Raw genomic sequence first — 25,002 nt, forward strand, 5'->3', positions numbered from 1 at the left:
TCCACCGGCGAGGTCGGTGAATTCACGTTCATCGATGTATTGATGGTAGCGATCCCACTCGGAATTGTCGACAGGGGGGCGGACGCATTGTCGCTTTCCGCCCTTCAGGAGGTACGGCGCAGCAGCGCCAGGAACATCGCGTCGGTGCCGTGGCGGTGGGGCCACAACTGGGCGTACTCGCCACGCCGGGAATCGGGGATCAATTGCGGCGCAACGACTTCCACCCCTTCGGCGCCACCGACGACGTCGACGGTCTCGGCGGTGACCGGGGAGCAGGTCACGTAGGCGACCAGCCCGCCGGGCCGGACGAGCCGGACCGCCCGGTCGAGCAGGCGGCGCTGCAGGACCGCCAGGTCCTCCACGTCGGACCGGCTCCGGCGCCAGCGCGCCTCGGGGCGGCGGCGCAGCGCGCCCAGCCCGGAGCAGGGGGCGTCCACCAGGACGCGGTCGGCGCTGCCGGGCTCGCCGAAGCCCAGCCCGTCGGCGACGTGCACGGTCACCGGCAATCCCTTGGCGGCCTTGGTGACCAGTTCGGCGCGGTGGGGGGCGACCTCGACCGCGTCGACGGCGGCTCCGCGCTGGGCCGCGAGCGCGCCCAGCAGTGCGGCCTTGCCGCCGGGGCCGGCGCACAGGTCGATCCAGGCGGTGTCTCGCCCCTCGATGGGAGCGTTCGCCAAGGCGGTGGCGACGAGCTGGCTGCCCTCGTCCTGGACGCTCGCCCGGCCGGTGGCGACCGGTTTGACCCGTCCCGGGTCACCGCCGCCGAGGTAGACCGCGTACGGCGACCAGCGCCCGGGCTCGGCGCCGGTCAGCCGCGCCAGTTCACGGCGGTCGATCCGGCCGGGCTTGGCGCACAGGTGCACCGGCGGGGCGACGTTGTCGGCCGCGAGCGCCTCCGGCAGTTCGCCGGGGCCGAGGATCGAGTCGAGCTCCTCGACGATCCACCTCGGGTGGGCGTGGCGCAGGGCGAGGTCGCCGATGCGGTCGCCGGTGGAGAGCCGGTCGAGCCAGCCCTCGAGGTCCCGGGCGGCGACCTTGCGGAGCACGGCGTTGGTGATCCCCGACACACGAGGACTGACGGCCGCCTTGACGAGGCTGACCGTGGTCGCCACCGCCGCGTGGGTGGGGACGCGGGTGTACAGGAGCTGGTAGGCGCCCAGGCAGAGCGCGTCGACCAGGTCGACCTGGAGGGCGTCGAGATCGCGCCCCGAAGCGGCCGCCAGGATCGACTCCAGCGTGCCGAGGCTGCGCAGGGTCCCGTAGGTCAGCTCGGTCGCCAGGCGCGCGTCGCGGGCGTCGAGCCCGGTCGCCTTCAGCAGTTGCGGCAGGACCAGATTGGCGTACGCGTCGTCGGCGCTGACGGCGCGGATGGCCTCGAAGGCGACGTGGCGCGGATTCGGCCTGGTCATGAGAGCCGAGTCTCGGCGGTCTGGAGGCCGCGGCCCCAGGCGGCGGCGTCCATGCGCTGCTTTCCCGCCGGCTGTACCCGCCCCAGCAGCACCGGATCGGTGGCCGTGCCGACATGGACGGCCCGTTTGCCGACCGCGACCCGCCCCGGCTCCAGATCGGGCCCGGCCGGATCGACGGTGACCGGTCCGAGCCGCAGCCGGGCGCCGTCGTGCTCGGTCCAGGCCCCCGGGACCGGGGTGACCGCCCGGATCCGCCGGTCGACCGCGAAGGCCGGGTCGCCCCACCGCACCCGGGCGTCGGCGGCGGTGATCTTGGGCGCGTACGAGACCCCGTCGGCCGGTTGCGGCTCGGCCGCCAGCGCACCGGCGGCGATTCCGTCGACCACGTCGACCATCAGCCGCGACCCGGCCCCGGCGAGACGGCCGAGCAGGTCGCCGGCGGTGTCGGCCGGCCCGATCGGCTCGGTCAGGCGCCCGTAGACCGGCCCGGTGTCCAGGCCCGGTTCGAGCCGGAAGACGCAGGCGCCGGTCATCTCGTCGCCGGCGAGGACGGCGTGCTGGACCGGTGCGGCGCCGCGCCAGGCTGGCAGCAGCGAGAAGTGGAGGTTGATCCACCCCAGGGGCGGGACCGCCAGCGCCTCGGGCGGGACGAGGGCGCCGTAGGCGACGACCGGGACCAGTTCGACCTCCAGCTCGCGAAGGCGCTCCAGGAACGCCTCCTCGCGCGGCTTGGACGGGGTGAGCGCTTCGATGCCGTGCTCGTCGGCCCAGGCGGCCACCGGCGAGCGGGACATCCTGCGGCCGCGGCCGACGCGGGCGTCGGGGCGGGTGAGCACGGCGACCACCTCGTGGTCGGAGGCGTGCAGCGCCTCCAGGGTCGGCAGCGCCACCTCGGGCGTGCCGGCGAACAGAACCCTCATTGTTTGAAGAACACACCTTTGCTCTGGTCGTTCGCGGTGTGGACGCTGGTGCGTCCGGCCCCGTACCAGTCCTGCAGCTCGAGATCGGCGAGCATCCGGCGGCGGTCGGCGGCGTCGAGCCGGTCGATGAACAGGCGCCCGTCGAGGTGGTCGGTCTCGTGCTGGAGGCAGCGGGCCATGAAGCCCTCGCCGCGGACCTCGACCGGCTCGCCGCGCAGGTCGCGTCCCCGGCAGACGGCCCGCAGGCGGCGGGGGGTGGTGTAGTACATGCCGCCGGGCAGCGAGAGGCAGCCTTCGAGCTCGTCGTCCTGGGTCGCCTCGTCGGGCAGCTCCAGGACGGGGTTGACCATGTGGCCGCGGCGGCCGTCGACGTCGTAGACGAACACGCGCAGGCCGACCCCGATCTGCGGGGCCGCCAGACCGGCGCCGCGCTGGTCGTCGAGGGTGTCGTGGAGGTCGTCGATGAGGCGGCGCAGGTCGTCGCCGAACTCGGTGACCGCGGCGGCGCCGGTGCGCAGCACCGGATCGCCGTACAGACGCACTGGCTGGATGGGCAACTCTGGCCTACTTCCCGGTCAGGATTTGAAGAACACGCCCCGGTTGTCGTGGGGTGAGACTTTCACCTTGACGTCGTCGTTATACCAGTCCTGGGCCCGGATCTCGGCCATGGCGGCCTTGCGCCGCTCGGCGTCGAGCCGGTCGATGAACACGATGCCGTCGAGGTGGTCGGTCTCGTGCTGGAGGCAGCGGGCCATCAGGCCGGTGCCGACGATCTGGAGCGGGTCGCCGTATTCGTTGAAGCCCTTGGCGATCACGTTCTGGCGGCGGACGGTGTCGAAGTACAGGCCCGGCAGGGACAGGCAGCCTTCGGGGCCGTCCTGCTCCTCCTCGTCGGGGAATTCGAGCACCGGGTTGACGATGTGGCCGACCACGTCGTCCACGTCGAAGGCGAACACGCGCTTGCCGATGCCCAACTGGGGGGCGGCGAGTCCGGCGCCGCCCTGGTCGCGCATGGTGTCCAGCAGGTCCTTGACGAGCGTCCGCAGTTCCTTGTCGAAGGTGTCGACCTCATCGGCCGCGGTGCGCAGGACCGGGTCGCCGTAGATGCGGATCGGCTGGATCGTCAATGTGCTGCCCTTTCGATGCTTGCGACGGCCGTTCTCCAGTGTCGCACTCGCCTCGATTGGGGCGTGGGGGGTCGGGGCGGGTTGTGGCGCGCGACCGCCCGGACCCGTCGCCGGTCTCGGAGACCAGGAGCAGAGCCGCGACCGCGCAGGCCGCGGCGCAGGAGGCCAGCACGGTCACCGCCAGCGGCACGTCGGCTCCCAGCACGCCCACGGTTCAGGCCTCCTTCGGCTCGAGCGGGGCGCGGGCCAGCAGCGCCCAGGCGAGGGCGGCGGACGAGCCGGCCAGCGCCAGATCGACCAGCGTGAGCGAGGCGTGCGTCGCCGGGAAGGTGAAGATCGCTACCCCTTCGGACCCCGCCTCGGCCCCGAGGATCGAGAGCGGAATCTGCCGGGCGAGCACGAAGAACACCACCAGGCCCACGAACACGCCCCCGTACGGGCGCCTGCCGGTCCGCAGCATGATGGCGGCCAGCAGCGCGCCGACGGCGAAGTAGAGCAGCGGTCGCGTCAGCGAATCGAGCCCGCCCTTGCCGTAGAAGTACGGCATGGTCTCGGCGAGGACGAGCTCCTGCGCGAGCACCCCGGCATGCGACAGCAGCGCCGCGGCGACCGCGACCGCGAGGCCGAACAGTCCGTGGGCCGCCAGGGTCTCCCGCCGGGTGACGCCGCGGGACACCGCCACGGGGAAGGACTTGAGCAGGTAGACCCAGCCGACGGCGAGGACGATCCAGGGCAGCAGGAACAGCACCAGGCTCGCCGTCGGGGCCCCGGTCGCCGCCGACACCAGCAGCAGCGCGGCCAGCGCCAGGACGGTCAGCAGGCCGATGCCGGCGGCCAGGTCGACCGAGAGCCGGGCGGCGAGACGGTACTTGCGGAGTCGGAGCTGCGAGCTCATCATGCCTGCTTCGCTCGGATCGGGGTGTCGAGGAGGATGCGGCGGGCGGCCCAGGCGCCCACGACGATGGCGGCCACGGTCGCGATCAGCGCCGGGGCGACGCCCCATTCGTAGGCCGGTTCGGTGGCCCGTTTGAACCAGTCCGGACCCCACACTTCGGTGCGGTCGATCGCCGATTGCAGGAACAGGACGGTCGGGACCACCGGGACGATGATGAGCCAGCCGAGGTCCCAGCGGTAGGAGGCGACCCCGATGAGGGCGCCGCCGACGAAGTAGAGCAGGTACGTCAGCGGGAGCCACGCGCTGTGCTCGAGGACGGCGCCGAACGACTCGAAGGGGCGGTCGACCGGGCCCTGCTCGATGGCGTGGGTCCAGCCGAAGGCGCGGTACATCGCGTGCTCGGCGAGGAAGAGGGCGACCGCCAGCGCCCCGAGCGCGCCCGACCACAGCAGCCCGAGCACCTTCATCGCGGTCGCCAGTTCGCGGCGGGTGAGGCCGGCGGCGATGCAGACCGGAAGCATCGGGAACAGGAAGACGCCGGCGATGACGGCGGTGAAGAACTTGCCGGCGTGGGCGGGGAAGTACCAGGCCGAGATCTCGATCGACCGGAACTGCGCGACGACGATCGGCGCGAGGGCGGCCAGGACGATCGCGGCCACGATCCAGAAGGCGAAGTACCTCATGCCTTCGGTGAACAGGCTCACGCCGAAGCCGTAGCGGCGGTTGCCGAGGGTCACATTGCGGTCGGGCATGGGTCAGGCTCCCGTCCGTTCGGGGTCGGTCAGGTGGATGAACAGGTCTTGGAGGCCGACCGGTCCGATCTCTACGCCGGCCGCGGCCGCGCGCTCGCGGCGCCCGGCGTCGAGGGCGCCGGCGACGGTGACGCTCTTGGTGCCGCCGAGCCGCTGCTCGGCGAGGGTCTCGAGCCCGGCGACGGCGTCGTCGACCGCCTCGGCCGGGCCGGTGAGCGCGGCGCCCATGCCCTGTAGGGCTTCGAGGGGGTCGTGGCGCAGGAGGCGCCCGCGGTCGACGATGACGACCTCTTCGAGGTAGTTGGCGACCTCGTCGATCAGGTGCGTGGAGAGGATCACCGTCCGGGGCCGCTCCATGTAGTCGGCCAGCAGCTCGCTGTAGAAGCGGTCGCGGGTGGGCGCGTCCATGCCGAGGTGGACCTCGTCGAACATGGTCAGCTCGGCGCGGGCGGCCAGGCCGGAGACGGCGGCCAGGACCGAGCGCTTGCCGCGGGAGAGTTCGCGGACCTTGGTCTTCAGCGGCAGTTCGAACTCGTCGGCGAGCCTCAGGGCGTAGTCGAGGTCGAAGCTCGGGCGCAGCTCGCCGGTCTCGAGGGCGGATCTGACGTTCTCGGAATCGTCGAAGTCGCCGCCCTCGCGGACCAGGGCCACGCGGGAGACGACCTCGGCGTTCTCCCAGACCGGCCGCCCGTCCACGCGGACCTCGCCGGCGGTGGGCCGGCGGAAGGCCGCCAGGAGGCTGAGGAGGGTGGTCTTGCCGGCGCCGTTGCGGCCGAGCAGGCCGTAGATCTTGCCGGCCTCGAGGTCGAGGTCGATGTCGGAGAGGGCTTCGGTGGCGCGGTATTTGAGGGTCACGCCCCGGAGGCTGACGGAGAAGCTCATCGCAGGGTGCCTTCCTGGGCTTCGAGGTAGCGGATGATGTCGGGGACCGAGATGCCGACCTGGCGGGCCTCGTGGATCAGGGGCCGGAGCACCTCGTCGAAGAACCGCTCGCGGAAGTCGGCGGCGAGCCGTTCCCGGGCGTCGTCGGCGACGTACATGCCGAGGCCGCGCTGCTTGTAGAGGACGCCTTCGTCGACCAGGTCCCGGAACGCCTTCTGCGCGGTGGCCGGGTTGATCCGGTAGAACGCCGCGTACTGGTTCGTCGACATGACCTTTCCTCCCGGTTCGAGCGATCCGTTGAGGATCTCGGCCTTGATCTGGTCGGCGATCTGCCGATAGATGGGCGTGCCCTCATCGAACATCTCGCCTCCTTTGGTTCATCGGTCTAGGGGTTCATTAGTTGAGTAATGAACCATAGCACGATGGGAGCCGGTGGCGTCCACCCCGCGGGCTCACACCAGGCCGGCGTCGTAGGCGGCGATGACCGCCTGGGTGCGGTCGCGCACCGCCAGCTTGGAGTAGACGCCGCTCAAATGGGTCTTGACCGTCTCGCGGCCGAGGAAGAGCCGCGCGGCGATCTCGCCGTTGGACAGGCCCCGCGCGGCCAGCACCAGCACTTCGCGCTCCCGCTCGCTCAGATCGCCGATGCCCGCCGGCGGGTCCGGCGCGCGGGAGGCGGCCAGGCGCCGGACGGCCTCGGGGAACAGCAGCGCATCGGTGCGGGACACCAGCCGGACCGCCGACAGCAGGTCCTCGACCTTGGTGCGCTTGAGCAGGAAGCCGTCGGCCCCGGCGCGCAGGGCCCGCCAGACGTAGTCGTCGTTGTCGAAGGTGGTGACCACCAGGATCTTCGGCGGCTCCTCCATGCCGGAGACGATCCGCTCGGTGGCCTCGATGCCGTCCACGGTGGGCATGCGCACGTCCATCAGCAGCACGTCGGCCTTGCCCGAGCGGGCGATGTTGACCGCGTCGACCCCGTCGGCGCCCTCTGCGGTCACCGCCAGGTCGTCCTCGGCGCCGATGACGGCGCCGAATCCGGAGCGGATCAGCTCCTCGTCATCGATCAGCGCTATGCGCAGCGGTGCCGCCATCGGCCGCCCTCCCCGTCGAGCCGTCGGTGGTTTCCAGCGGGACGGCGGCTCGGACGACCCAGCGGCCGTCCTCGCGGCCGTGTTCGACCGTGCCGCCGAGTACGGCCGCGCGCTCGCGCATTCCGATCAGACCGCGGCCGCCGCGTCCGGCCCGGCCGGGCCGGGCCGACGGGCTTTCGACGGCGATGCGGGCCAGGCGGTCGCCGACCTCGACGGCGATGACCGCGCGCGGCTCGTCGGCGTGGCGCAGCACGTTGGTCAGCGCCTCCTGGACGATCCGGTAGGCCTCGCGGGAGGCCAGGCCGCTCACCTCGCGCAGATCGCCGGTGATCCGCACCTCGGCCTCGACGCCGCTCTCGGCCGCGAGCGACTCCAGGTCGGCCAGATCGGGCCGGGGACCGCGCCGCCGGTCACCGTCCTCGCGCAGGGCCCCGATGACGGTGTCGAGCTCGGCCAGCGCGCCCCGGGCGGTCTCCCCCACCGCGCCCATGGCCCGGGCCGCGAACGCCGGATCGGTCTCGATCAGGCGGGCCGCCGCCCCGGACTGGACCACCACCACCGACAGGGCGTGGCCGACCGAGTCGTGCAGCTCGCGGGCGATCCGGTTGCGCGCGGTCAGGCGGGCGGACTCGGCGCGGAGGCGGGCGAGGCGGTCGGTGGCGCCGGTGCCCAGCAGGCGCGGGGCGAGCCGCCGCAGTCCCGCGGTCGAGGCCGCCACGACCGCGATCAGGGCGACCAGCGCCAGCGGGCCGAGCAGCAGGCCCCAGCGGGGCGACCAGTCGTCCGGGAGAGGCGCCATCGGTCCCTCGCCGGCGACCCCGACGAAGACCAGGTAGCCGGCGTACGGCACCAGGGCGAGGGTCACGCCCGACAGGAGGCCGCCGACGGCGGCGTGGAGGGTGAACCAGCAGCCGGTGCGCCAGCGGGTGTTCCAGGACGCGTCGTCGGCGGGCGGCTCGAAGTCGGCTCCGAGCAGGCGCCGGGCGGCGGTCCGCTCGACCTCGCGGTCGGGCAGCAGCAACGAGACGGCCGCGACCAGTGGCAGCACCCCCAGGTACACCAGCGGGTCCACCACACCGCCCATGCCGGGGCCCGGATCGGTGCGAGCCCAGTCGCTGAACAGGGACCCGACCAGCATGAAGGGCATCATCAGGGCCCCGCCCATGATCAGCCAGATCCACCCGCGGTAGGTGGCCCGGGACCAGAGCGGGGCGAGCAGACGCATGCGGTCATTGTGCCAACCGGAGGCCGCCGGTGCGCTCCCCCTGGAGCGGCACCGGCCTCCCCCGGCCGGGGGATCACCGGCCGTCGTAGGCCTTGCGCATGGCCCGGACGTCGATCTTCTTCATCTCGAACATGGCCCTGGTAGCGCGGGAGACGGCCTCGGAGTCGCCCTTGAGCAGCTCCTGGACCTCGACCGGAACGACCTGCCAGTTGACGCCCCACTTGTCGGCGATCCAGCCGCACTGGATCTCCCGGCCGCCGCCGTCGAGGATCGCCTGCCAGACGCGGTCGACCTCGGCCTGGTCCTCGCAGTTGACCTGGAGCGACATCGCGTGGGTGTGCTGGAACTCGCCGCCGCCGTTGATGCCGATGAACTGCTGCCCGGACAGCTCGAACTCCACCAGGAGCGTGCTGCCGGGCTCGCCCGGGCCGGCCTCGGTGTACTTCTGGACGTCGGTGATCCGGGCGTCCTTGAACAGCGAGCAGTAGAACTCGGCGGCCTCCTCGGCGTCCGTGTCGTACCAGATGTTCGTGACGATCTTCTGCATGGTTTCGCCTCTCTGCCGTGGAATGGTGTTCCGATCGCATCAGTTGAGACGAATCGGCGCGCGGAAAATCATCGGTTCTGCGCCGAAACGACTTCGGCCCCCGTGCGGCGCATGAGTTCGGCGAACCGGAAGGCGTTGCGGACGGCGGCGCCGCCGGAGTCGTTGTTGAAGTAGACGTGGACGTCCTCGCGCTCGCCCCACGTGCGGTTCAGCCGCTCGCACCAGGACCGGAGGGCCCGGTCGCCGTATTCGGGAGCCGGGTCGGCGGTGCCCTCGTGCAGCCGCAGGTAGCCCCAGGAGGCGGTGCGCCACAGCGGCGTCTCCGTGCGGCTGCGGGTGTCGGCCCAGCACAGGGCGGCATCGTGGTCGGAAAGGACGGAGGCGACCTCGTCGGTCCACCAGGACCGGTCCCGCGGCTCGACGGCGACCCGGACCTCCGAGGGGAAGAGGTCGAGGCAGTCGGCGAGGAGTCCGGGGTCGGCCTTCAGGTTCGGAGGCAACTGCATCAGGACCGGGCCCAGCCGGTCGCCGAGCCGGCGCGCGACGTCCATCAGCCGCTCGACCGGCTCGGCGGGATCGCGGAGCCGCTTGATGTGGGTGAGGAAGCGGCTGGCCTTGATCGCCATGGAGAAGCCCTCGGGCAGTTGCGACCGCCAGGAATCGAAGGTCTCGGCCTTGGGCAGCCGGTAGAACGTGCCGTTGTTCTCCACGGTGGCGAACCGCCGCCCGTAGTGCTCGAGCCAGCGGCGCTGGGCGAGGCGCTCGGGATAGAGCACGCCGCGCCAGTCCCGATACTGCCACCCGGAGGTCCCCACGAGTACCGCCATGGAACGGGGGTTGCCGCAAACGGCGCGTTCAATCCCGGCCGACCGGCGGCGGCCTGCCGCCGCGCCTACGCGATCTCCCTCGGGTCGACCTGGACGCGGACCGGATCGGCCTTGGCGCCGGCGCGTTCGGCGTTCGCCCGCGCCAAGGCGCCAGCGAGTGCCGGGCCGTCCCGGCGCCGCACCCGGAGCAGGAGCCGCTCGCTGCACTCGTCGACCGGGATCGGCCCCAGCGCCTCGACGCCCAGGTCCGCCGGAAGGTCGGCCGCCAGCTTCTCCGGCGCGCCGTTCGGGCCGCTCAGCGCCGCCATCCGCACCGCCGGCGGGAAACCCAGCTCCGACCGCTCGGCCAGTTCCCGAGCGGCGAACCACGCCGGGTCCCAGCGCATCAGCGCCTGCACCACCGCCAGTCCCCCGTCGGCGACCACGACCGCCGTGCCGTCGGGCCGGGCGAGCGCCACCGCGTTCATCCAGCGCCGCAGCGCCTCCTCGGAGGCGGTCAGATCGGCCCGGGTCAGCAGGGCCCAGGCGTCGAGCAGCAGCACCGCGCCGTAGCCCTCGGGCGCCCGCGGCTCGACCCCCGGAGTCGCCACCACCACCGCGCGGCCCGGCGGCGAGCGGTCCAGGCGCTCGGGACCGGTGGACTCGGCCACCTCGACACCGCCGAAGGCCCGCGCGAGCTCCTCGGCGGTGCGCTCGGCGCCGATGACCCGGGCGCGCACCCGTCCCGAGCCGCACTCGCGGCACCGGTAGTCGCCGGCGGCCGCGCCGCACCAGCCGCAGACCGGCGCCCGCATCGCGCCGGTGAGCCGCAGCGGCCCCGAGCATTCGGGGCATACGGCCCTGGTGCGGCAGCGCTGGCAGGAGACGGCCGGGACGTAGCCGCGCCGGGGCACCTGGACCAGCACCGGCCGGTCCCGGTCGAGCGCGGCCTTCGCCGCCTCCCAGGCGACGGTGGGCAGGCGCGCGGTGCCGCCGGACGGGTCGCGGGCCACGTCGGAGTCGTCCCCCACCGGTACGATCCGCGGAACCGCCGCTCGGATCTCCTTGCGGGAGGCCGTGATCGGGATCGCCCACTCGGCGTCGACCAGCAACTGCGCCTGCGGGGTCCTGGCATGCCCGGCGACCAGGCAGGCCGAATCGGCGAGCCCGGCCCGGGTCAGCAGTACTTCGCGGGCGTGCGGATAGGGAGCGTGGCGGTCCACATGGGAGGCGTCCCCGTCGTCCCAGATCGCCACCAGGCCGAGGCGCTCGACCGGCGCGAACGCGGCGGCCCGGGTGCCGGCCACGACCCGGACGGTCCCGCGGGCGGCCTTCAGGAAGGCCCGGTACCGCTTGGTGGGGCCCAACTGGGCCGAGAGGGTCACGTGGCGGTCGGGTCCGAGCCGGGCCGCCAGGGCGGCGTCCAGGCGGTCGAGGTCGGCCTGGTCGGGCACCACCAGCACCGCGCCGCGGCCTTCGGCGGCGCAAGCCGCGGCCGCCTCGGCGAGCCGCGCGGGCCAGTCTTCGCCCGGCAGCGCGTTCCAGACCGCCTTCGGGGCCTTGCGGGCGCGGAGCGCCCGGAGGAATGCCTCGCCCGCGATATATCTATTCCAATGAGCCTCTGCGGGCGCCTCGACCGGGCGCGGCTCGCCTCGCGGCTCGCCCTCGACGCGACCCCGGCGCTCGGGGACGGCCAGTCGCAGCACGTCGGCGAGCGTGCCGGCGTAGCGGTCGGCCACCGCCCGGGCCAGGCGGGCGACCTCGCCGGTGAGGACCGGTTCGGGCGAGACCAGGTCCGAGATCCACAGGAGTTTGCCCTCGAAGTCGCTGGTGCGCTTGAGGTCGATGACGTGGCCGGAGAGTTTGCGCCGACCGAACCGGACCCGGACCCGGCAGCCGGGCCGCACCCGGCCGACCAGGTCCTCGGGGATCCGGTAGTCGAAGAGGCGGTCCAACTGCGGCAGCGGCTGGTCGATGCAGACCGCCGCGATCGCCGGGGACGCTGACATAGGGCAGTTCTACCAGGTGGCGCCGACGCCGCCTAGTTGGCCGCCTCCTTGAGCGCGGCGGCGCGGCCGGTGGACTCCCAGGTGAACTCCGGCAGCTCGCGCCCGAAGTGCCCGTAGGCGGCGGTCCGGGAGTAGATCGGGCGGACCAGGTCCAGGTCCCGGATGATGGCCGCCGGCCGCAGGTCGAAGACCTCGCGCACCGCCCGCTCGATCCGGGCCGGGTCGATCGACGCGGTGCCCTGCGGGTCGACCGCGACGCTCACCGGCTTGGCCTTCCCGATCGCGTAGGCCACCTGCACCTCGCAGCGCTCGGCCAGGCCGGCGGCGACCACGTTCTTGGCCACCCAGCGGGCGGCGTAGGTCGCCGAGCGGTCGACCTTCGAGGGGTCCTTGCCGCTGAAGGCGCCGCCGCCGTGGCGGGCGTAGCCGCCGTAGGTGTCGACGATGATCTTGCGGCCGGTGAGCCCGGCGTCGCCCATCGGGCCGCCGATCTCGAAGCGGCCGGTGGGGTTGACCAGCAGCTCGTAGTCCTCGACGTCAAGGTCGAGGCCGGCCACGACCGGCTGGATGACGTGCTCGGCCACGTCGGGCGCGAGCAGCGAGTCCAGCGAGATGTCGGGGGCGTGCTGGCTGGAGACGACCACGTTGCCCAGGCGCACGGGCTCCTGCCCGTCGTATTCGACCGTCACCTGGGTCTTGCCGTCGGGCCGCAGGTACGGCACGGTCCCGTCCTTGCGGACCTCGGTGAGCCGCTGGGAGAGCCGGTGCGCCAAGGCGATCGGCAGCGGCATCAGCTCGGGGGTCTCCCGGCACGCGTATCCGAACATCAGGCCCTGGTCGCCGGCGCCTTGGCCGTCGAGCTCGTCGAGCTCGGTGCTGTCCACACGCGATTCCCATGCCTTGTCGACGCCCTGGGCGATGTCGGGGCTCTGGCCGCCGATGGAGACGTTCACCCCGCACGAGGCCCCGTCGAAGCCCTTCTTGGAGGAGTCGTAGCCGATCTCGAGGATCGTGTCGCGCACGATGCGGGGGATGTCGGCGTAGGCGGCGGTGGTGACCTCGCCGGCCACGTGCACCTGCCCGGTGGTGATGAGCGTCTCGACCGCCACACGGCTGCGGGGGTCCTCCGCCAGCAGGGCGTCCAGGATCCCGTCCGAGATCTGATCGGCGATCTTGTCGGGGTGGCCCTCGGTGACCGACTCCGAGGTGAACAGGCGACGTGCCACGGCACTCCTCAACACTCATCACGCCGCAGAACGGCGCAGTACTCGACTGACTTCGCAGCTCGCAAGTCTATTCGCTGACGATCATCCCACCAAGTCGGCACGCGGCGCCGCACCGGTGTCACGCGCGTCCACGGTGCGGGAGACGTGCGGCGACGGCGTCCCAGATGGCATCGGCCACCGCCGCCTTGCCGGCGCGGTCGAGCGCGTCGACCCGGCCGTGCTCGTCGAGCACGGTGACCGAGTTCTCCTCGGAACCGAACACGGCGCCGCCGGAGACGTCGTTGAGCACCACCAGGTCGGCGCCCTTGGCCTTCCGTTTGGCCTGGGCGCGTTCGGGTCCGCCGCCGGTCTCGGCCGCGAAGACCACCAACACCTGATCGTCCCCTTTGGCTTGGCCGACCGCGGCGGCGATGTCGTCGGTCGAGGTCAGCGGCAGCTCGAAGTCGCTTTCGCGCTTGAGCTTCCGCGCGGCCGCCTCCCGGGGGCGGAAGTCGGCGGGGGCGGCGGCGAGGACGGCGGCGTCGGCCTCGCGCGCGGCCGCGACGGTGGCCTCGAAGAGTTCACCGGTCGTTCCGGCGCGCTTCACCTCGACCCCGGCCGGCAGGGCGGTGTCGACGTGGGCGGCCACGAGCGTGACCCGGGCACCGCGGGCGGCCGCGGCGGCGGCGAGCGCGATGCCCTGGCGGCCCGAGGAGTGGTTGCCGATGAAGCGCACCGGATCGATCGGCTCGCGGGTGCCGCCGGCGGTCACCAGGACCCGGCGGCCGACCAGGTCGCGGGCCGGGGATGTCAGGAAGCCGCTGAGGAGCGCCAGCAGCGATTCGGGTTCGGGCAGGCGGCCGGGCCCGGTGTCGGTGCCGGTCAGCCGCCCCGAGTCGGGCTCGACCACGTGGGCGCCCCGCTCGCGGAGGGTGGCGACGTTCGCGCGCGTGGCCGGGTGCCGCCACATCTCGGTGTGCATCGCCGGAGCGAAGACGACCGGGCAGGCGGCGGTGAGGAGCGTGCTGGTCAGCAGGTCGTCGGCGCGGCCGGTCGCGGCCCGCGAAAGCAGGTCGGCCGTGGCCGGGACGACGGCCACCAGATCGGCCTCGCGGCCGAGCCTGACGTGCCGGACGTCGGGGACGTCGGTGAACACGCCGGAGGCCACCGGGTGGCCCGACAGGGCCTCCCAGGTGGCTTCGGCGACGAATTCGAGCGCCGCCTCGGTCGGCACGACCGTCACGTCGTGGCCGACCTCTTGGAGGAGGCGCAGCAGCGTGCAGGCCTTGTAGGCGGCGATGCCGCCCGCGACGCCCAGGACGATGTTCAATCCCGGAGCCTCAGGCCTCGGTGTCGTCGAAGGCCTTCGTCTCGAGCAGGCCCTTGTCGAGCTCGCGCAGGGCGATCGACAGCGGCTTCTCCTCGGGAGTGGTCTCCACCAGCGGGCCGACGTACTCCAGCAGGCCCTCGCCCAACTGCGAGTAGTAGGCGTTGATCTGGCGGGCGCGCTTGGCCGCGTAGATCACGAGCTGGTATTTCGACTGGCTCTTCTCGAGCAGGTCGTCGATCGGCGGATTGGTGATGCCGACGGGATCGGCGGCGGTCCCAGACAAATTGATTCCTTCGTGTGCGACTTGTGGTCCTCAGCGGGCTCCGGACTTGACGACGGCCGGAGAGCCGAGCAATTCTACCAGTTCGGAGGCGGCCTGTTCGATCGATACGTTCGTGACGGTGTGGTCGAACTCCGGTTCGGCTCCGAGCTCCTCGCGCGCGGTGTCGAGCCGCCGCCGGACCGTGGTCTCGTCCTCGGTGCCGCGGCCGGTGAGGCGGCGGACCAGTTCGTCCCACGACGGCGGGGCCAGGAAGACCAGTTGCGACTCCGGCATGCTGCGGCGCACCTGGCGGGCTCCCTGGAGTTCGATCTCCAGCAGTGCCGGGAGGCCGGCGCGCAGCCGCTCTTCGACGGCGCCGCGAGGGGTTCCGTACAGGTTCCCTGCGTAGGAGGCCCATTCGAGGAACTCCCCCGCGGCGATCATCGATTCGAATCGCTCGGTCGACACGAAGTGGTAGTCGGCGCCGTCGACCTCACCCGGGCGCGGCTGGCGGGTCGTACAGCTCACGGAGAGCCAGACCCACGGGTAGTACTCCTGGATGAGGGCCTTCACGCTGCCCTTGCCGACGCCGGAGGGGCCGGAGAGGACCGTAAGGCGCTGAGCGGGAGCGGCGTGCAACGGATCGATGCTCACTCGACTACTACTACCCGTTATCAGGCCTGGTCGCCCTTGAATTCATCCAGAAGCGCGGCGCGCTGGTGCTCGCCGAGGCCGCGCAGCCGCCGGGAGTCGGCGATCTTGAGCTTCTCCATGATCTGCAGCGCGCGCTTGTCGCCGATGCCCGGGAGGGCCTTCAGGACGGCCGAGACCTTCATCTTCCCGGAGATGTCGTCGGTCGCCGCCGACTTGAGGACGTCCTCGAGGGTGGTCTCGCCCGACTTGAGCTTCTCTTTGAGCTCGGCGCGGGCCTTGCGGGCGGCGGCGGCCTTCTCGAGGGCCGCGGCGCGCTGTTCCGGTGTGAGTTTAGGGAGCGGCACGGGGTCTCCTTGCAGTCGATGGTTTCGTCCCTCTGGACCTTCTCGTGCGGGTATCGCCAAAGCATACCCAGCTCGGGAAAGGTAACCCCACCTCCCGACACGCCTGCGACCGGGGGTAGGGCGTTCCGGGCCCGGAAGCGGCCCGGACTACTCGCCGGTAGCCGCTCGGCACTCCTCCTGGAGGGCGTCCACGGCGCTGCGAATGCCCGCCGTGGCGGGCCCCGGCTGTGCGATTTGTCGTGAATAACTGGGGATTGCGAAGTTCACGGCGGGCCCCAGGACCCGGGGCAGGTCACTGGGCCGGCCCCCCTGCGCCCCCATGCCCGGGACCAGGATGGGCCCATTGAACTCGGACAGATCGTGAGCGGTGTCACGTTGTTGACCGGCGGAGTGGGTGATTCCGTAAGTCGACTCACGCAACCGGGCCTCACCCTCGGTGGCGCAGGCGCCGACGGTGGCCCCCATCACCAGGCCGAGGGACCCGAGCGGTTCGGCGTCGCCGTTGAGGGCGCCAACCTCGTCGATGATGCTCTGCACGACCGTGCGGCCGTCGCGGCGGCGGGCCAACTGGATCTGCTTGCCCTCGGGGTTGGAGGTGCGGGCGAGCACGAACACGCCCTTGCCGTGGGCGGCGGCCAGATCGAACGCGGGCTGGAGGGCGCCGGTCCCCAGGAACGGGCTGGCGGTGACGGCGTCGACCGACAGGGGCGAGGCCGGATCGAGGTAGGCCTGGGCGTAGGCGGCCATCGTCGAACCGATGTCACCGCGCTTGACGTCGAGGATCACCAGCGCGCCGGCCTTGCGGGCGTCGGCGATGACGCGCTCGAGCAGGGCGATGCCGCCCGAGCCGAACCGCTCGAAGAAGGCCGACTGGGGCTTGACGAACCCGACGCGGTCGGCGCAGGCCTCGACCATCGTCATGGCGAAGCGCTCGGCCCCGGCCAGGTCGTCGTCGAGGCCCCAATACTGCAGGACGGCGCCGTGCGGGTCGACGCCGACGCACAGGGGGCCGCGCGTCTCGAACGAGTGGTAGGCGCGTGAGCCGAAGTCCTTGGTGGGGGACACGGTAATTTCCTCTCAGGTGCGGGACCGGGCGACGGTTTGCGGGCTGCGTCGTGGGCGGCGGAGTGCCGCGCGCGGCGCCGTCCGGTGGCCTTCCGCCGGTAGCGGCGGACGCTCCGCCGTACCACGGAGGGGCCGTTGTAGACCAGGCCGGTGTAGATCTGGACCAGGTCGGCGCCGGCGTCGAACATGGCCTCGGCGTCGTCGGGGGTCATCACCCCGCCCGAGCCGATCACGGGCAGCTTCCCGCCGGTCTCGCGGCGGACGAAGCGGACGATCTCCCGGGCGATCGGGCCGAGCGGCCCGCCCGACATGCCGCCGGGTTGGGCGGCCACGGCGTCCTCGCTGGGCGCGACGCCGTCGCGGCCCAGGGTGGTGTTGGTGGCGATGACGCCCGCGACCCCGGTGTCGAGGCAGACCTCGAGCAGTTGGGCCATCGCCGGTTCGGTGAGGTCGGGGGCGATCTTGACCAGCACCGGGTGCGGCCGGCGACCGGCGGCGATGCGCTCGCCCTCGTCCCGGAGGGCGGTCAGCAGGGCCCGGAGCGACTCGGTGTCCTGGAGCCGGCGCAGGCCGGGGGTGTTGGGCGAGGAGACGTTGACCGCGAAGTAGTCGGCGAAGGGGTAGAGGGTCCGCAGCGAGTGCAGGTAGTCCTCGACGGCCCCTTCCAGCGGCACGGACTTCGACTTGCCGATGCTGATGCCCAGGGGGCAGTCGACCGGCGGCGCCGACGCCAGCCGGGCCGCCAGGGCCTCGGCGCCGTCGTTGTTGAAGCCCATGCGGTTGACCAGGCCCTGCGAGGCGGGCATCCTGTAGAGCCGCGGCTTGGGGTTGCCCGGCTGGGGCACACCGGTGACGGTGCCGATCTCGGCGAACCCGAACCCCAGGGCGGGCCAGGCGCCGACGGCCAGGCCGTCCTTGTCCATGCCGGCGGCCAGGCCCACGGGGTTGGGGAACCGGAGGCCGCAGACGGTGACCGGCGCCGCCGGCCGCCCGTACCGGATGAGCCCGTCGCGCAGCCACGACCGCCCCGACAGGCGCGCGAGCCAGCGCACGGTGGTCTCGTGCGCCGTCTCGGCGTCGCCCTTACCGATCCGGAACAGGACCGGCCGGGCCAATCTCTGGTAGAGCATCACTCTCCTGTATACGTCAATTCGCCCTGTAATCGACCTGTCAGACTTCCGACTCCTCGCGCAGTCGCCGGTGCAGTTCCTGCAGCGGGGTGACGGTCAGCTCGCCGCGGGCGGCCGCCTCGATGCCCATCGAGGCGGCCCCGGCGCCCTGGATCGTGGTGACGCAGGAGACGTCGGCGACCACGGCCGCCGAGCGGATCTCCCAGCCGTCGGTGCGCGGCCCCGAGGAGGCCGACGGGGTGGTGATGACCAGGTCGATCTCGCCGCCGGCGATGAGGGAGACCGCGTCCTCCCCCTCGCCGTCGCGGGCTCCCGAGTGGCGCGCCACGGGCGTGAAGTCGATGCCGTGGCGCTTGAGCACCAGCCCGGTGCCCTTGGTGGCGTAGACGGTGAAGCCGAGGTCGACCAGGCGCCTGACGGGGAAGACGATGGCGCGCTTGTCGCGGTCGGCGACCGAGACGAAGACGTTCCCGGCGACCGGCAGCCTGCCGTACACCGCGAGGGTGGCCTTGGCGAAGGCCAGCCCGAACGCGCCGTTGATCCCCATGACCTCGCCGGTGGACTTCATCTCCGGGCCGAGCAGGGCGTCGATGCCGGCGCCTTCGGTGGTGCGGAACCGCTTGAACGGCAGCACCACCTCCTTGACGCTGATGGGCGCGTCGGGCCCGGCGTCGGAGCCGTCGCCGGCCGGCAGGAGCATGCCCTCCCGCCGCAGGTCGGCGATGCGCGCGCCCATCGCGATGCGGGCGGCGGCCTTGGCCAGCGGCACGGCGGTGGCCTTGGAGACGAACGGGACCGTCCGGGAGGCCCGCGGGTTCGCTTCGAGCACGTACAGTTGCTCGTCCTTGAGGGCGTACTGGACGTTCATGAGGCCGCGCACGCCGAGTCCGAACGCCAGCTTCGCGGTGTAGTCGCGGATCTGCTCGATCACGGCCCGGCCGAGGGTGATCGGCGGCAGCGCGCAGGAGGAGTCGCCGGAGTGGACGCCGGCCTCCTCGATGTGCTCCATGATGCCGCCCAGGTAGAAGTCCTCGCCGTCGCACAGGCAGTCGACGTCGATCTCGATGGCGTCGTCGAGGAACCGGTCGACCAGGACCGGGTGCTCGGGGCTGGCGTCGGTGGCGCGGGAGATGTAGCCGGCCAGGGCCTCCTGGTCGTAGACGATCTCCATGCCGCGGCCGCCCAGGACGTAGGAGGGCCGCACCAGCACCGGGTAGCCGATGTCGGCGGCCACGGCGCGGGCCTCGTCGAAGGAGGTGGCGGTGCCGTGGGCGGGTGAGACCAGGCCGATCTCGTCGAGGAGGCGGCCGAACTGGCCGCGGTGCTCGGCGGCGTCGATGTCCGACGGGGAGGTGCCGACGATCGGCAGGCCCTCCTCTGCGAGTTTGTCGGCCAGCCCCAGCGGGGTCTGGCCGCCGAGCTGGACGATGACGCCGACCACGCCCGGGCCCCCGGAGTCCCGGCCGGTGTCGTGCTCGGCGCGGAAGACCTCGGCGACGTCCTCGAAGGTGAGCGGCTCGAAGTAGAGCCGGTCGGCGGTGTCGTAGTCGGTCGAGACGGTCTCGGGGTTGCAGTTGACCATGATCGTCTCGTATCCGGCCTCGCGGAGCGCCTGGACGGCGTGGACGCACGAGTAGTCGAACTCGATGCCCTGGCCGATGCGGTTGGGGCCCGAGCCGAGGATCATCACCTTCGGCCGCGCCGAGGGCTCCACCTCCGATTCGTCCTCATAGGTCGAGTAGTGGTAGGGGGTGTGGGCGGCGAACTCGGCGGCGCAGGTGTCGACGGTCTTGTAGACCGGGCGCAGGCCGAGCCGGTGGCGCAGGCGCCGCACCCCGTCCTCGCCGGCCAGTTCGGGCCGCAGCGCCGCGATCTGGGCGTCCGAGCAGCCGGCGCGCTTGGCCTTCCACAGCAGCGGCCGGTCGATGACGACGGCCCCGGCGATCTCGGCGCGCAGGTCCACCAGTTGGGCGATCTGGTCGAGGAACCACGGGTCGATCCTGCAGGCGGCGTGGACCTGGTCGACCGTGGCGCCCAGGCGCAGCGCGCGCTCGGCGGTGTAGAGGATCCCGTCGTGCGGGGTGCGCAGGGCCTCGAGGGTCCGCTCGAGGGTGGCGCCGTCCGGGTCGGGGCGGGTCCAGAACCCGGCGGCCTTGGTCTCGGTCGACCGCAGCGCCTTCTGGAGCGCCTGCTGGAACGTCCGGCCCAGGCTCATCGCCTCGCCGACCGACTTCATGGTCGTGGTCAGGGTCGGGTCGGCGCCGGGGAACTTCTCGAAGGTGAACCGCGGGACCTTGACCACCACGTAGTCGAGCGCCGGCTCGAACGCGGCCGGGGTGGCCCTGGTGATGTCGTTGGGGATCTCGTCGAGGGTGTAGCCGATGGCGAGCTTGGCGGCGATCTTCGCGATCGGGAAACCGGTGGCCTTCGACGCCAGCGCCGAGGACCGGGAGACGCGCGGATTCATCTCGATCACGATGATGCGCCCGTCGGCCGGGTCGATCGCGAACTGGATGTTGCACCCGCCGGTGTCGACGCCGACCTCGCGGAGCACGGCGATGCCGACGTCGCGCATGCGCTGGTATTCGCGGTCGGTGAGGGTCATGGCGGGGGCGACGGTGACCGAGTCGCCGGTGTGGACGCCCATGGGGTCGACGTTCTCGATCGAGCAGACCACGACGACGTTGTCGTCGTGGTCGCGCATGAGCTCGAGCTCGTACTCCTTCCAGCCGAGGACGCTCTCCTCGATGAGGACCTCGGTGGTGGGCGACTCGGTGAGGCCGCCTCCGGCGATGCGCTCGACGTCGTCCCAGGTGTGGGCCATGCCGGAGCCGAGGCCGCCCATGGTGAACGAGGGCCGGATGACCACCGGCAGCCCGAGTTCGTCGATGGTGTCGTTGACTTCCTCCATGGAGCGGCAGACCGCCGAGCGGGGCACCTCGCCGCCGGCCTTGACGACCACGTCCTTGAACCGCTGGCGGTCCTCGCCGCGCTGGATGGCGTCCATGTCGGCGCCGATGAGTTCGACGCCGTGCTTCTCGAGGACGCCGGCGTCGTGGAGGGCCACCGCGGCGTTCAGGGCGGTCTGGCCGCCGAGGGTCGCCAGCAGCGCGTCGGGCCGCTCCTTGGCGATGACCTGCTCGACGACCTCGGGCGTGATCGGTTCGACGTAGGTGGCGTCGGCGAACTCGGGGTCGGTCATGATGGTGGCCGGGTTGGAGTTGACGAGGGTGACGCGCAGGCCCTCCTCGCGCAGGACCCGGCAGGCCTGGGTGCCGGAGTAGTCGAACTCGCAGGCCTGGCCGATCTGGATGGGGCCGGACCCGATGACCAGGACATGGCGGAGGTCGTCTCGTTTAGGCATCGAGCCGGTTCCCTTCGTGATCGTCGATCAGTGCGGTGAGGCGGTCGAACAGGTAGTCGGCGTCGTGCGGGCCCCCCGCGGCCTCGGGGTGGTACTGGACGGAGTAGGCCGGAACGTCCAGGCAGGTGAGGCCCTCGACGACGTCGTCGTTGAGGCACACGTGGCTGACCTGGACGCGGCCGAACTCGGTCTCGAAGTACTCCCCCGGTTCGGTCGGGGCCAGCGCGAACCCGTGGTTGTGGGAGGTGACCTCGACCTTGCCGGTGCGCCGGTCGAGCACCGGCTGGTTGATGCCGCGGTGGCCGTATTTGAGCTTGTAGGTGTCCAGGCCGAGGGCGCGGCCGAGGATCTGGTTGCCGAAGCAGATGCCGAAGACCGGCACGCCGCGGCGCAGCAGTTCGCGGGTGACCTCGACCTGGGCGTCGGCGGTGGCCGGGTCGCCGGGGCCGTTGGAGAGGAACACCGCGTCGGGTTCGCCCGAGAGCAGGTCGTCGACGCCTGCGCCGGCCGGGTGGACGGTGGTGGTGATGCCGCGGGCGGCCAGGCGGCGCGGGGTGTTGCGCTTGATGCCCAGGTCGAGCGCGGCGACGGTGTACTTCGCGGGGCCGGCGCCCTCGGCGACGTAGGTGTACGGCTCGGGCGTGGTGACCGCCTCGACGAGGTTGGCGCCGGCCATCGGCGGGGCGGCCAGCACCCGCTGGAGCAGGGCGTCGGCGTCGGTGGTGCGGCTGGAGACGCCGGCGCGCATCGCGCCGGACTCGCGCAGGTGGCGGGTGAGGGCGCGGGTGTCGACCCCGCAGATGCCGACGATCCCCTGGGCGGCGAGTTCGTCTTCCAGGCCGCGCTTCGACCGCCAGTTGGAGGCGATGCGGGAGGGGTCGCGGACGACGTAGCCGGCGACCCAGATGCGGCGGGACTCGTCGTCCTCGTCGTTCCAGCCGGTGTTGCCGATCTGGGGGGCGGTCTGGCAGACCACCTGGCCGAAGTAGGACGGGTCGGTGAGGGTCTCCTGGTAGGCGGTCATGCCGGTGTTGAAGACCGCTTCGCCGACCGTCTCCCCGACCGATCCGTAGGCTTCGCCGCGGAAGACGCGGCCGTCCTCGAGTACGAGGATCGCTGGTGCGCGGCTGCTCATTCGATCTCCTCTGCGACAAGGCCGGCGTCGGCTCGGGTTCGGGGTGCGGGCGGGGCGACGGGTGCGAGTTCCCCGTCGAGTACGGTGGCACGCCCCCGCAGGAACGTCGCCTGGACGGTCACCGGCAGTTCCAGCCCGGCGTAGGGGGTGTTGCGGGACCGCGAGGCCAGTTCGGAGGGGGCGACCGTCCAGGTCCGGGCGGGGTCGACGAGCGTGAAGTTGGCCTCGGCGCCCGGTTCGGGGTCGCGGCCGTGCGCGTCCAGGCCCGCGATGCGGGCGGGGGCGCGGGAGGTGCGCTCGGCGACCATGTCCCAGTCGCAGGCGTCGGGCCCGCCGAGGGCGGCGACGGTGATCGACAGGGCGGTCTCCAGGCCCAGCATGCCCGGCCGGGCCGCGGGCCATTCGCAGTCCTTGTCCTGCGGCGGGTGCGGGGCGTGGTCGGTGGCGACCGCGTCGACGACGCCCTCGGCGAGCGCGCCGCGCAGCGCCGCGACGTCGTCGGCGGTGCGCAGCGGCGGGTTGACCTTGAACACGGGGTCGTAGGTGCGGGCGCGCTCGTCGGTGAGCAGCAGGTGGTGCGGGCAGACCTCGGCGGTGACCCGCACGCCGCGCGCCTTGGCCTCGCCGATGATCTCCACCGAGCGGGCGGTGGAGACGTGGCAGAAGTGGATGCGGGCGCCCACGTACTCGGCCAGGAGCACGTCGCGGGCGACGATGGCCTCCTCGGCGACGCTCGGCCAGCCGGGCAGGCCGAGTTCGGCGGAGACGGCGCCCTCGTTCATCTGCGCGCCCTCGGTGAGGCGGGGCTCCTCGGCGTGCTGGGCGATCAGGCCGCCGAAGGTCTTGACGTACTCCAGGGCCCGCCGCATCAGGCGCGGGTCGGACACGCAGTGCCCGTCGTCGGAGAACATCCGCACTCGCGCCGCCGAGTCGGCCATGGCGCCGATTTCGGCCAGGCGCTCGCCGGCCAGGCCGACCGAGACCGCGCCGAGCGGCTGGACGTCGGCGTGGGCGGCGGCCCGGCCGAGCGCGGCGACCTGTTCGACGACGCCGGCGGTGTCGGCCACCGGGTAGGAGTTCGCCATCGCGCAGACGGCGGTGTAGCCGCCCTTGGCGGCGGCCCGGGTGCCGGTCAGGACGGTCTCGGCGTCTTCGCGGCCGGGCTCGCGCAGGTGGGCGTGGAGGTCGACCAGGCCGGGCAGCAGCACCAGGCCGTCGGCGTCGACGACCGAGGCCCCGGCGGGTGCGCTGACCGTGCCGGTCTCGACCACGCGCCCGTCGCGGACGAGGACGTCGCCGCGGCCGCGGCCGACGAGGTCGGCGCCCTTGATGAGAGTGCTCATAGTTCTCCGTTGGTCAGAAGCAGGTACAGGACGGCCATGCGGACCCACACCCCGTTGGCGACCTGCTCGGTGATGGTGGCCCGGGGCGAGTCGGCGACGGCGGCGGCGATCTCCATGCCGCGGTTCATCGGCCCGGGGTGCATGACGATGGCGTGGTCGGGCATGAGGCCCAGGCGCCGCTCGTCGAGGCCGTAGAGGCGGGCGTACTCGTTGGCGGTGGGGAAGAACGCGTCGTGCATGCGTTCGTGCTGGACGCGCAGGAGCATGATCGCGTCGGTGTCGCGCAGGGAGGCGTCCAGGTCGTAGGAGATCTCGACCGGCCAGTCCTCGATCGCGCGCGGCAGCAGCGTCGGCGGGCCCACCAGGCGCACCCTCGCGCCGAGTTTGGACAGCAGCCAGATGTTGGAGCGGGCGACGCGGCTGTGGAGGATGTCGCCGACGACCGCGACGGTGCGGCCGTCGATGCCGCCGAGCCGCTCGCGCATGGTGTAGGCGTCCAGCAGCGCCTGGGTGGGGTGGGCGTGGGTGCCGTCGCCGGCGTTGAGGACCGCGCCGTCGACCCACTCGGTCAGCCGCTGCGGCGCGCCGGAGGCCGGGTGGCGGATCACGACTCCGTCGGCGCCCATCGACTGGAGGGTCAGGGCGGTGTCCTTGAGGCTCTCGCCCTTGCTGACGCTGGAGGCCTTGGCGGCGAAGTTGACCACGTCGGCGCTCAGGCGCTTGGCGGCGGTCTCGAAGGAGGTGCGGGTGCGGGTGGAGTCCTCGTAGAAGAGGTTGACCACGGTGCGGCCGCGCAGGGTGGGGAGTTTGCGGATCTCGCGGCCGGAGACGGCGCTGGCCATCCGGCCGGTGAGGTCGAGGATGAGCTCGGCCTCGGAGCGGGAGAGCTGCTCGGTCGTCAGCAGGTGCTTCACTGCGCCTCGCCTCCGGTGAGGACCACTCCGTCGGTGCCGTCGTACTCGGTCAGGCGGACCTGGACGTTCTCGTAGCGGGCGGTGGGGATGTTCTTGCCGACGTAGTCGGCGCGGATGGGCAGTTCGCGGTGCCCGCGGTCAACCAGGATCGCCAGTTGGACGCTGGCGGGGCGGCCGAGGTCGTAGAGCGCGTTGAGCGCGGCGCGGACCGTGCGGCCGGAGAACAGGACGTCGTCGACGAGGATGACGCGGTGGTCGTCGATCCCGCCGGGCGGCAGGTCGGTGGGGCCGAGCGGCCGCAGGGCCTGGCGCCGCAGGTCGTCCCGGTAGAGGGTGATGTCGAGGGTGCCGGCGGGCACGTCGTGCCCGGCGAAGCGGCGGATGCGGTCGGCCAGGCGCCCGGCGAGCGCCACCCCGCGGGTGGGGATGCCCAGCAGCACGGTGTCGGGTGCGCCCTTGGTCTTCTCGAGGATCTGGTGGGCGATCCGGTCGAGGACGCGGCCGATGTCGTCGGCCGAGAGGATCTGCTTGCCGGGCGGGGGCCGGTCCGGACCTCCGGAAGGCGCACCTCGGGCAGGGGTGGTCATTCGAAC

24 protein-coding genes and 1 pseudogene are annotated in these 25,002 nt (G+C 72.4%); all 25 read right to left on the bottom strand.

What is annotated here, in order from left to right:
* Positions 1-104: 104 nt before the first annotated feature.
* The 25 genes and pseudogenes from CUT39_RS04990 to pyrR all read right to left on the bottom strand — a co-directional run bounded on the left by CUT39_RS04990 (position 105) and on the right by pyrR (position 24,996).
* Positions 105-1,409: an RsmB/NOP family class I SAM-dependent RNA methyltransferase gene (locus CUT39_RS04990; protein WP_100444870.1), complete on the bottom strand. Its 1,305-nt coding sequence runs from the start codon at positions 1,407-1,409 to the stop codon at positions 105-107.
* Positions 1,406-2,329, bottom strand: a complete 924-nt coding sequence (gene fmt, locus CUT39_RS04995) for a methionyl-tRNA formyltransferase (RefSeq protein ID WP_100444871.1) — start codon at positions 2,327-2,329, stop codon at positions 1,406-1,408. The genes CUT39_RS04990 and fmt overlap by 4 nt, the downstream gene beginning before the upstream one ends.
* A complete protein-coding gene (gene def / locus CUT39_RS05000) occupies positions 2,326-2,886 on the bottom strand; it encodes a peptide deformylase (protein ID WP_100444872.1) in 561 nt (186 codons plus the stop codon). The genes fmt and def (CUT39_RS05000) overlap by 4 nt, the downstream gene beginning before the upstream one ends.
* Before the next feature lie 18 nt (positions 2,887-2,904).
* Positions 2,905-3,456: a peptide deformylase gene (gene def / locus CUT39_RS05005; protein ID WP_100444873.1), complete on the bottom strand. Its 552-nt coding sequence runs from the start codon at positions 3,454-3,456 to the stop codon at positions 2,905-2,907.
* A 214-nt stretch (positions 3,457-3,670) separates the two neighbouring features.
* On the bottom strand, positions 3,671-4,351 hold the full coding sequence (locus tag CUT39_RS05010) for a hypothetical protein (RefSeq protein WP_157930487.1): 681 nt from the start codon (positions 4,349-4,351) through the stop codon (positions 3,671-3,673).
* A complete protein-coding gene (locus CUT39_RS05015; RefSeq protein ID WP_100444875.1) occupies positions 4,351-5,103 on the bottom strand; it encodes a hypothetical protein in 753 nt (250 codons plus the stop codon). The genes CUT39_RS05010 and CUT39_RS05015 overlap by 1 nt, the downstream gene beginning before the upstream one ends.
* Before the next feature lie 3 nt (positions 5,104-5,106).
* Positions 5,107-5,985, bottom strand: coding sequence for an ATP-binding cassette domain-containing protein (locus tag CUT39_RS05020; RefSeq protein WP_100444876.1), 879 nt, complete (start codon positions 5,983-5,985; stop codon positions 5,107-5,109).
* Positions 5,982-6,347 (bottom strand): GntR family transcriptional regulator, encoded by a 366-nt coding sequence (locus tag CUT39_RS05025; protein ID WP_100444877.1) that lies wholly within the window; start codon positions 6,345-6,347, stop codon positions 5,982-5,984. The genes CUT39_RS05020 and CUT39_RS05025 overlap by 4 nt, the downstream gene beginning before the upstream one ends.
* A 90-nt stretch (positions 6,348-6,437) precedes the next feature.
* Positions 6,438-7,076, bottom strand: coding sequence for a response regulator (locus CUT39_RS05030; protein WP_100444878.1), 639 nt, complete (start codon positions 7,074-7,076; stop codon positions 6,438-6,440).
* Entirely contained in the window at positions 7,042-8,301 is a 1,260-nt protein-coding gene (locus tag CUT39_RS05035; protein WP_100444879.1) for a sensor histidine kinase, read from the bottom strand. The genes CUT39_RS05030 and CUT39_RS05035 overlap by 35 nt, the downstream gene beginning before the upstream one ends.
* Before the next feature lie 73 nt (positions 8,302-8,374).
* On the bottom strand, positions 8,375-8,848 hold the full coding sequence (locus CUT39_RS05040; protein ID WP_100444880.1) for a VOC family protein: 474 nt from the start codon (positions 8,846-8,848) through the stop codon (positions 8,375-8,377).
* A gap of 68 nt (positions 8,849-8,916) precedes the next feature.
* Positions 8,917-9,675 carry a DUF72 domain-containing protein gene (locus tag CUT39_RS05045; protein ID WP_100444881.1) on the bottom strand — a complete coding sequence of 253 codons (759 nt, stop codon included), beginning with the start codon at positions 9,673-9,675 and terminating at the stop codon, positions 8,917-8,919.
* A 65-nt stretch (positions 9,676-9,740) separates the two neighbouring features.
* Complete coding sequence (locus tag CUT39_RS05050) at positions 9,741-11,630, bottom strand: primosomal protein N' (RefSeq protein ID WP_100445003.1); 1,890 nt, start codon at positions 11,628-11,630, stop codon at positions 9,741-9,743.
* 65 nt (positions 11,631-11,695) lie between these two features.
* Positions 11,696-12,889: a methionine adenosyltransferase gene (gene metK / locus CUT39_RS05055; RefSeq protein ID WP_100444882.1), complete on the bottom strand. Its 1,194-nt coding sequence runs from the start codon at positions 12,887-12,889 to the stop codon at positions 11,696-11,698.
* A 118-nt stretch (positions 12,890-13,007) separates the two neighbouring features.
* Complete coding sequence (gene coaBC, locus CUT39_RS05060; protein WP_100444883.1) at positions 13,008-14,198, bottom strand: bifunctional phosphopantothenoylcysteine decarboxylase/phosphopantothenate--cysteine ligase CoaBC; 1,191 nt, start codon at positions 14,196-14,198, stop codon at positions 13,008-13,010.
* 10 nt (positions 14,199-14,208) lie between these two features.
* Positions 14,209-14,481: a DNA-directed RNA polymerase subunit omega gene (gene rpoZ / locus CUT39_RS05065; protein ID WP_100444884.1), complete on the bottom strand. Its 273-nt coding sequence runs from the start codon at positions 14,479-14,481 to the stop codon at positions 14,209-14,211.
* A gap of 30 nt (positions 14,482-14,511) precedes the next feature.
* Positions 14,512-15,114, bottom strand: a complete 603-nt coding sequence (gene gmk / locus CUT39_RS05070) for a guanylate kinase (RefSeq protein ID WP_100444885.1) — start codon at positions 15,112-15,114, stop codon at positions 14,512-14,514.
* A gap of 20 nt (positions 15,115-15,134) precedes the next feature.
* Positions 15,135-15,458, bottom strand: coding sequence for an integration host factor, actinobacterial type (gene mihF, locus CUT39_RS05075; RefSeq protein WP_100444886.1), 324 nt, complete (start codon positions 15,456-15,458; stop codon positions 15,135-15,137).
* A gap of 147 nt (positions 15,459-15,605) precedes the next feature.
* Positions 15,606-16,523, bottom strand: coding sequence for an orotidine-5'-phosphate decarboxylase (gene pyrF, locus CUT39_RS05080; protein ID WP_100444887.1), 918 nt, complete (start codon positions 16,521-16,523; stop codon positions 15,606-15,608).
* A gap of 104 nt (positions 16,524-16,627) precedes the next feature.
* Positions 16,628-17,653: pseudogene (locus CUT39_RS05085) on the bottom strand (quinone-dependent dihydroorotate dehydrogenase); the annotation flags it as partial.
* Positions 17,654-17,693: 40 nt separating this feature from the next.
* Entirely contained in the window at positions 17,694-21,017 is a 3,324-nt protein-coding gene (gene carB / locus CUT39_RS05090) for a carbamoyl-phosphate synthase large subunit (RefSeq protein ID WP_100444888.1), read from the bottom strand.
* The gene (gene carA, locus CUT39_RS05095; RefSeq protein ID WP_100444889.1) at positions 21,010-22,152 is read right to left on the bottom strand and encodes a glutamine-hydrolyzing carbamoyl-phosphate synthase small subunit; all 1,143 of its coding nucleotides are present in this window, start codon (positions 22,150-22,152) and stop codon (positions 21,010-21,012) included. The genes carB and carA overlap by 8 nt, the downstream gene beginning before the upstream one ends.
* Entirely contained in the window at positions 22,149-23,495 is a 1,347-nt protein-coding gene (locus CUT39_RS05100; RefSeq protein WP_100444890.1) for a dihydroorotase, read from the bottom strand. The genes carA and CUT39_RS05100 overlap by 4 nt, the downstream gene beginning before the upstream one ends.
* Entirely contained in the window at positions 23,492-24,409 is a 918-nt protein-coding gene (locus tag CUT39_RS05105; RefSeq protein ID WP_100444891.1) for an aspartate carbamoyltransferase catalytic subunit, read from the bottom strand. The genes CUT39_RS05100 and CUT39_RS05105 overlap by 4 nt, the downstream gene beginning before the upstream one ends.
* Positions 24,406-24,996, bottom strand: coding sequence for a bifunctional pyr operon transcriptional regulator/uracil phosphoribosyltransferase PyrR (gene pyrR, locus CUT39_RS05110; protein ID WP_100444892.1), 591 nt, complete (start codon positions 24,994-24,996; stop codon positions 24,406-24,408). The genes CUT39_RS05105 and pyrR overlap by 4 nt, the downstream gene beginning before the upstream one ends.
* Positions 24,997-25,002 lie beyond the last annotated feature (6 nt).

This window comes from Glycomyces xiaoerkulensis, from assembly GCF_002798405.1.
Classification (GTDB): Bacteria; Actinomycetota; Actinomycetes; order Mycobacteriales; family Micromonosporaceae; genus Glycomyces; species Glycomyces xiaoerkulensis.

Coding starts and splice junctions, on each gene's coding strand:
- CUT39_RS05025 (WP_100444877.1), bottom strand. CDS start 6,347: ATGTTCGATGAGGGCACGCCCATCTATCGGCAGATCGCCGACCAGATC.
- CUT39_RS04990 (WP_100444870.1), bottom strand. CDS start 1,409: ATGACCAGGCCGAATCCGCGCCACGTCGCCTTCGAGGCCATCCGCGCC.
- carB (WP_100444888.1), bottom strand. CDS start 21,017: ATGCCTAAACGAGACGACCTCCGCCATGTCCTGGTCATCGGGTCCGGC.
- CUT39_RS05045 (WP_100444881.1), bottom strand. CDS start 9,675: ATGGCGGTACTCGTGGGGACCTCCGGGTGGCAGTATCGGGACTGGCGC.
- CUT39_RS05100 (WP_100444890.1), bottom strand. CDS start 23,495: ATGAGCACTCTCATCAAGGGCGCCGACCTCGTCGGCCGCGGCCGCGGC.
- CUT39_RS05030 (WP_100444878.1), bottom strand. CDS start 7,076: ATGGCGGCACCGCTGCGCATAGCGCTGATCGATGACGAGGAGCTGATC.
- pyrR (WP_100444892.1), bottom strand. CDS start 24,996: ATGACCACCCCTGCCCGAGGTGCGCCTTCCGGAGGTCCGGACCGGCCC.
- CUT39_RS05035 (WP_100444879.1), bottom strand. CDS start 8,301: ATGCGTCTGCTCGCCCCGCTCTGGTCCCGGGCCACCTACCGCGGGTGG.
- CUT39_RS05040 (WP_100444880.1), bottom strand. CDS start 8,848: ATGCAGAAGATCGTCACGAACATCTGGTACGACACGGACGCCGAGGAG.
- fmt (WP_100444871.1), bottom strand. CDS start 2,329: ATGAGGGTTCTGTTCGCCGGCACGCCCGAGGTGGCGCTGCCGACCCTG.
- CUT39_RS05020 (WP_100444876.1), bottom strand. CDS start 5,985: ATGAGCTTCTCCGTCAGCCTCCGGGGCGTGACCCTCAAATACCGCGCC.
- carA (WP_100444889.1), bottom strand. CDS start 22,152: ATGAGCAGCCGCGCACCAGCGATCCTCGTACTCGAGGACGGCCGCGTC.
- CUT39_RS05010 (WP_157930487.1), bottom strand. CDS start 4,351: ATGAGCTCGCAGCTCCGACTCCGCAAGTACCGTCTCGCCGCCCGGCTC.
- CUT39_RS05015 (WP_100444875.1), bottom strand. CDS start 5,103: ATGCCCGACCGCAATGTGACCCTCGGCAACCGCCGCTACGGCTTCGGC.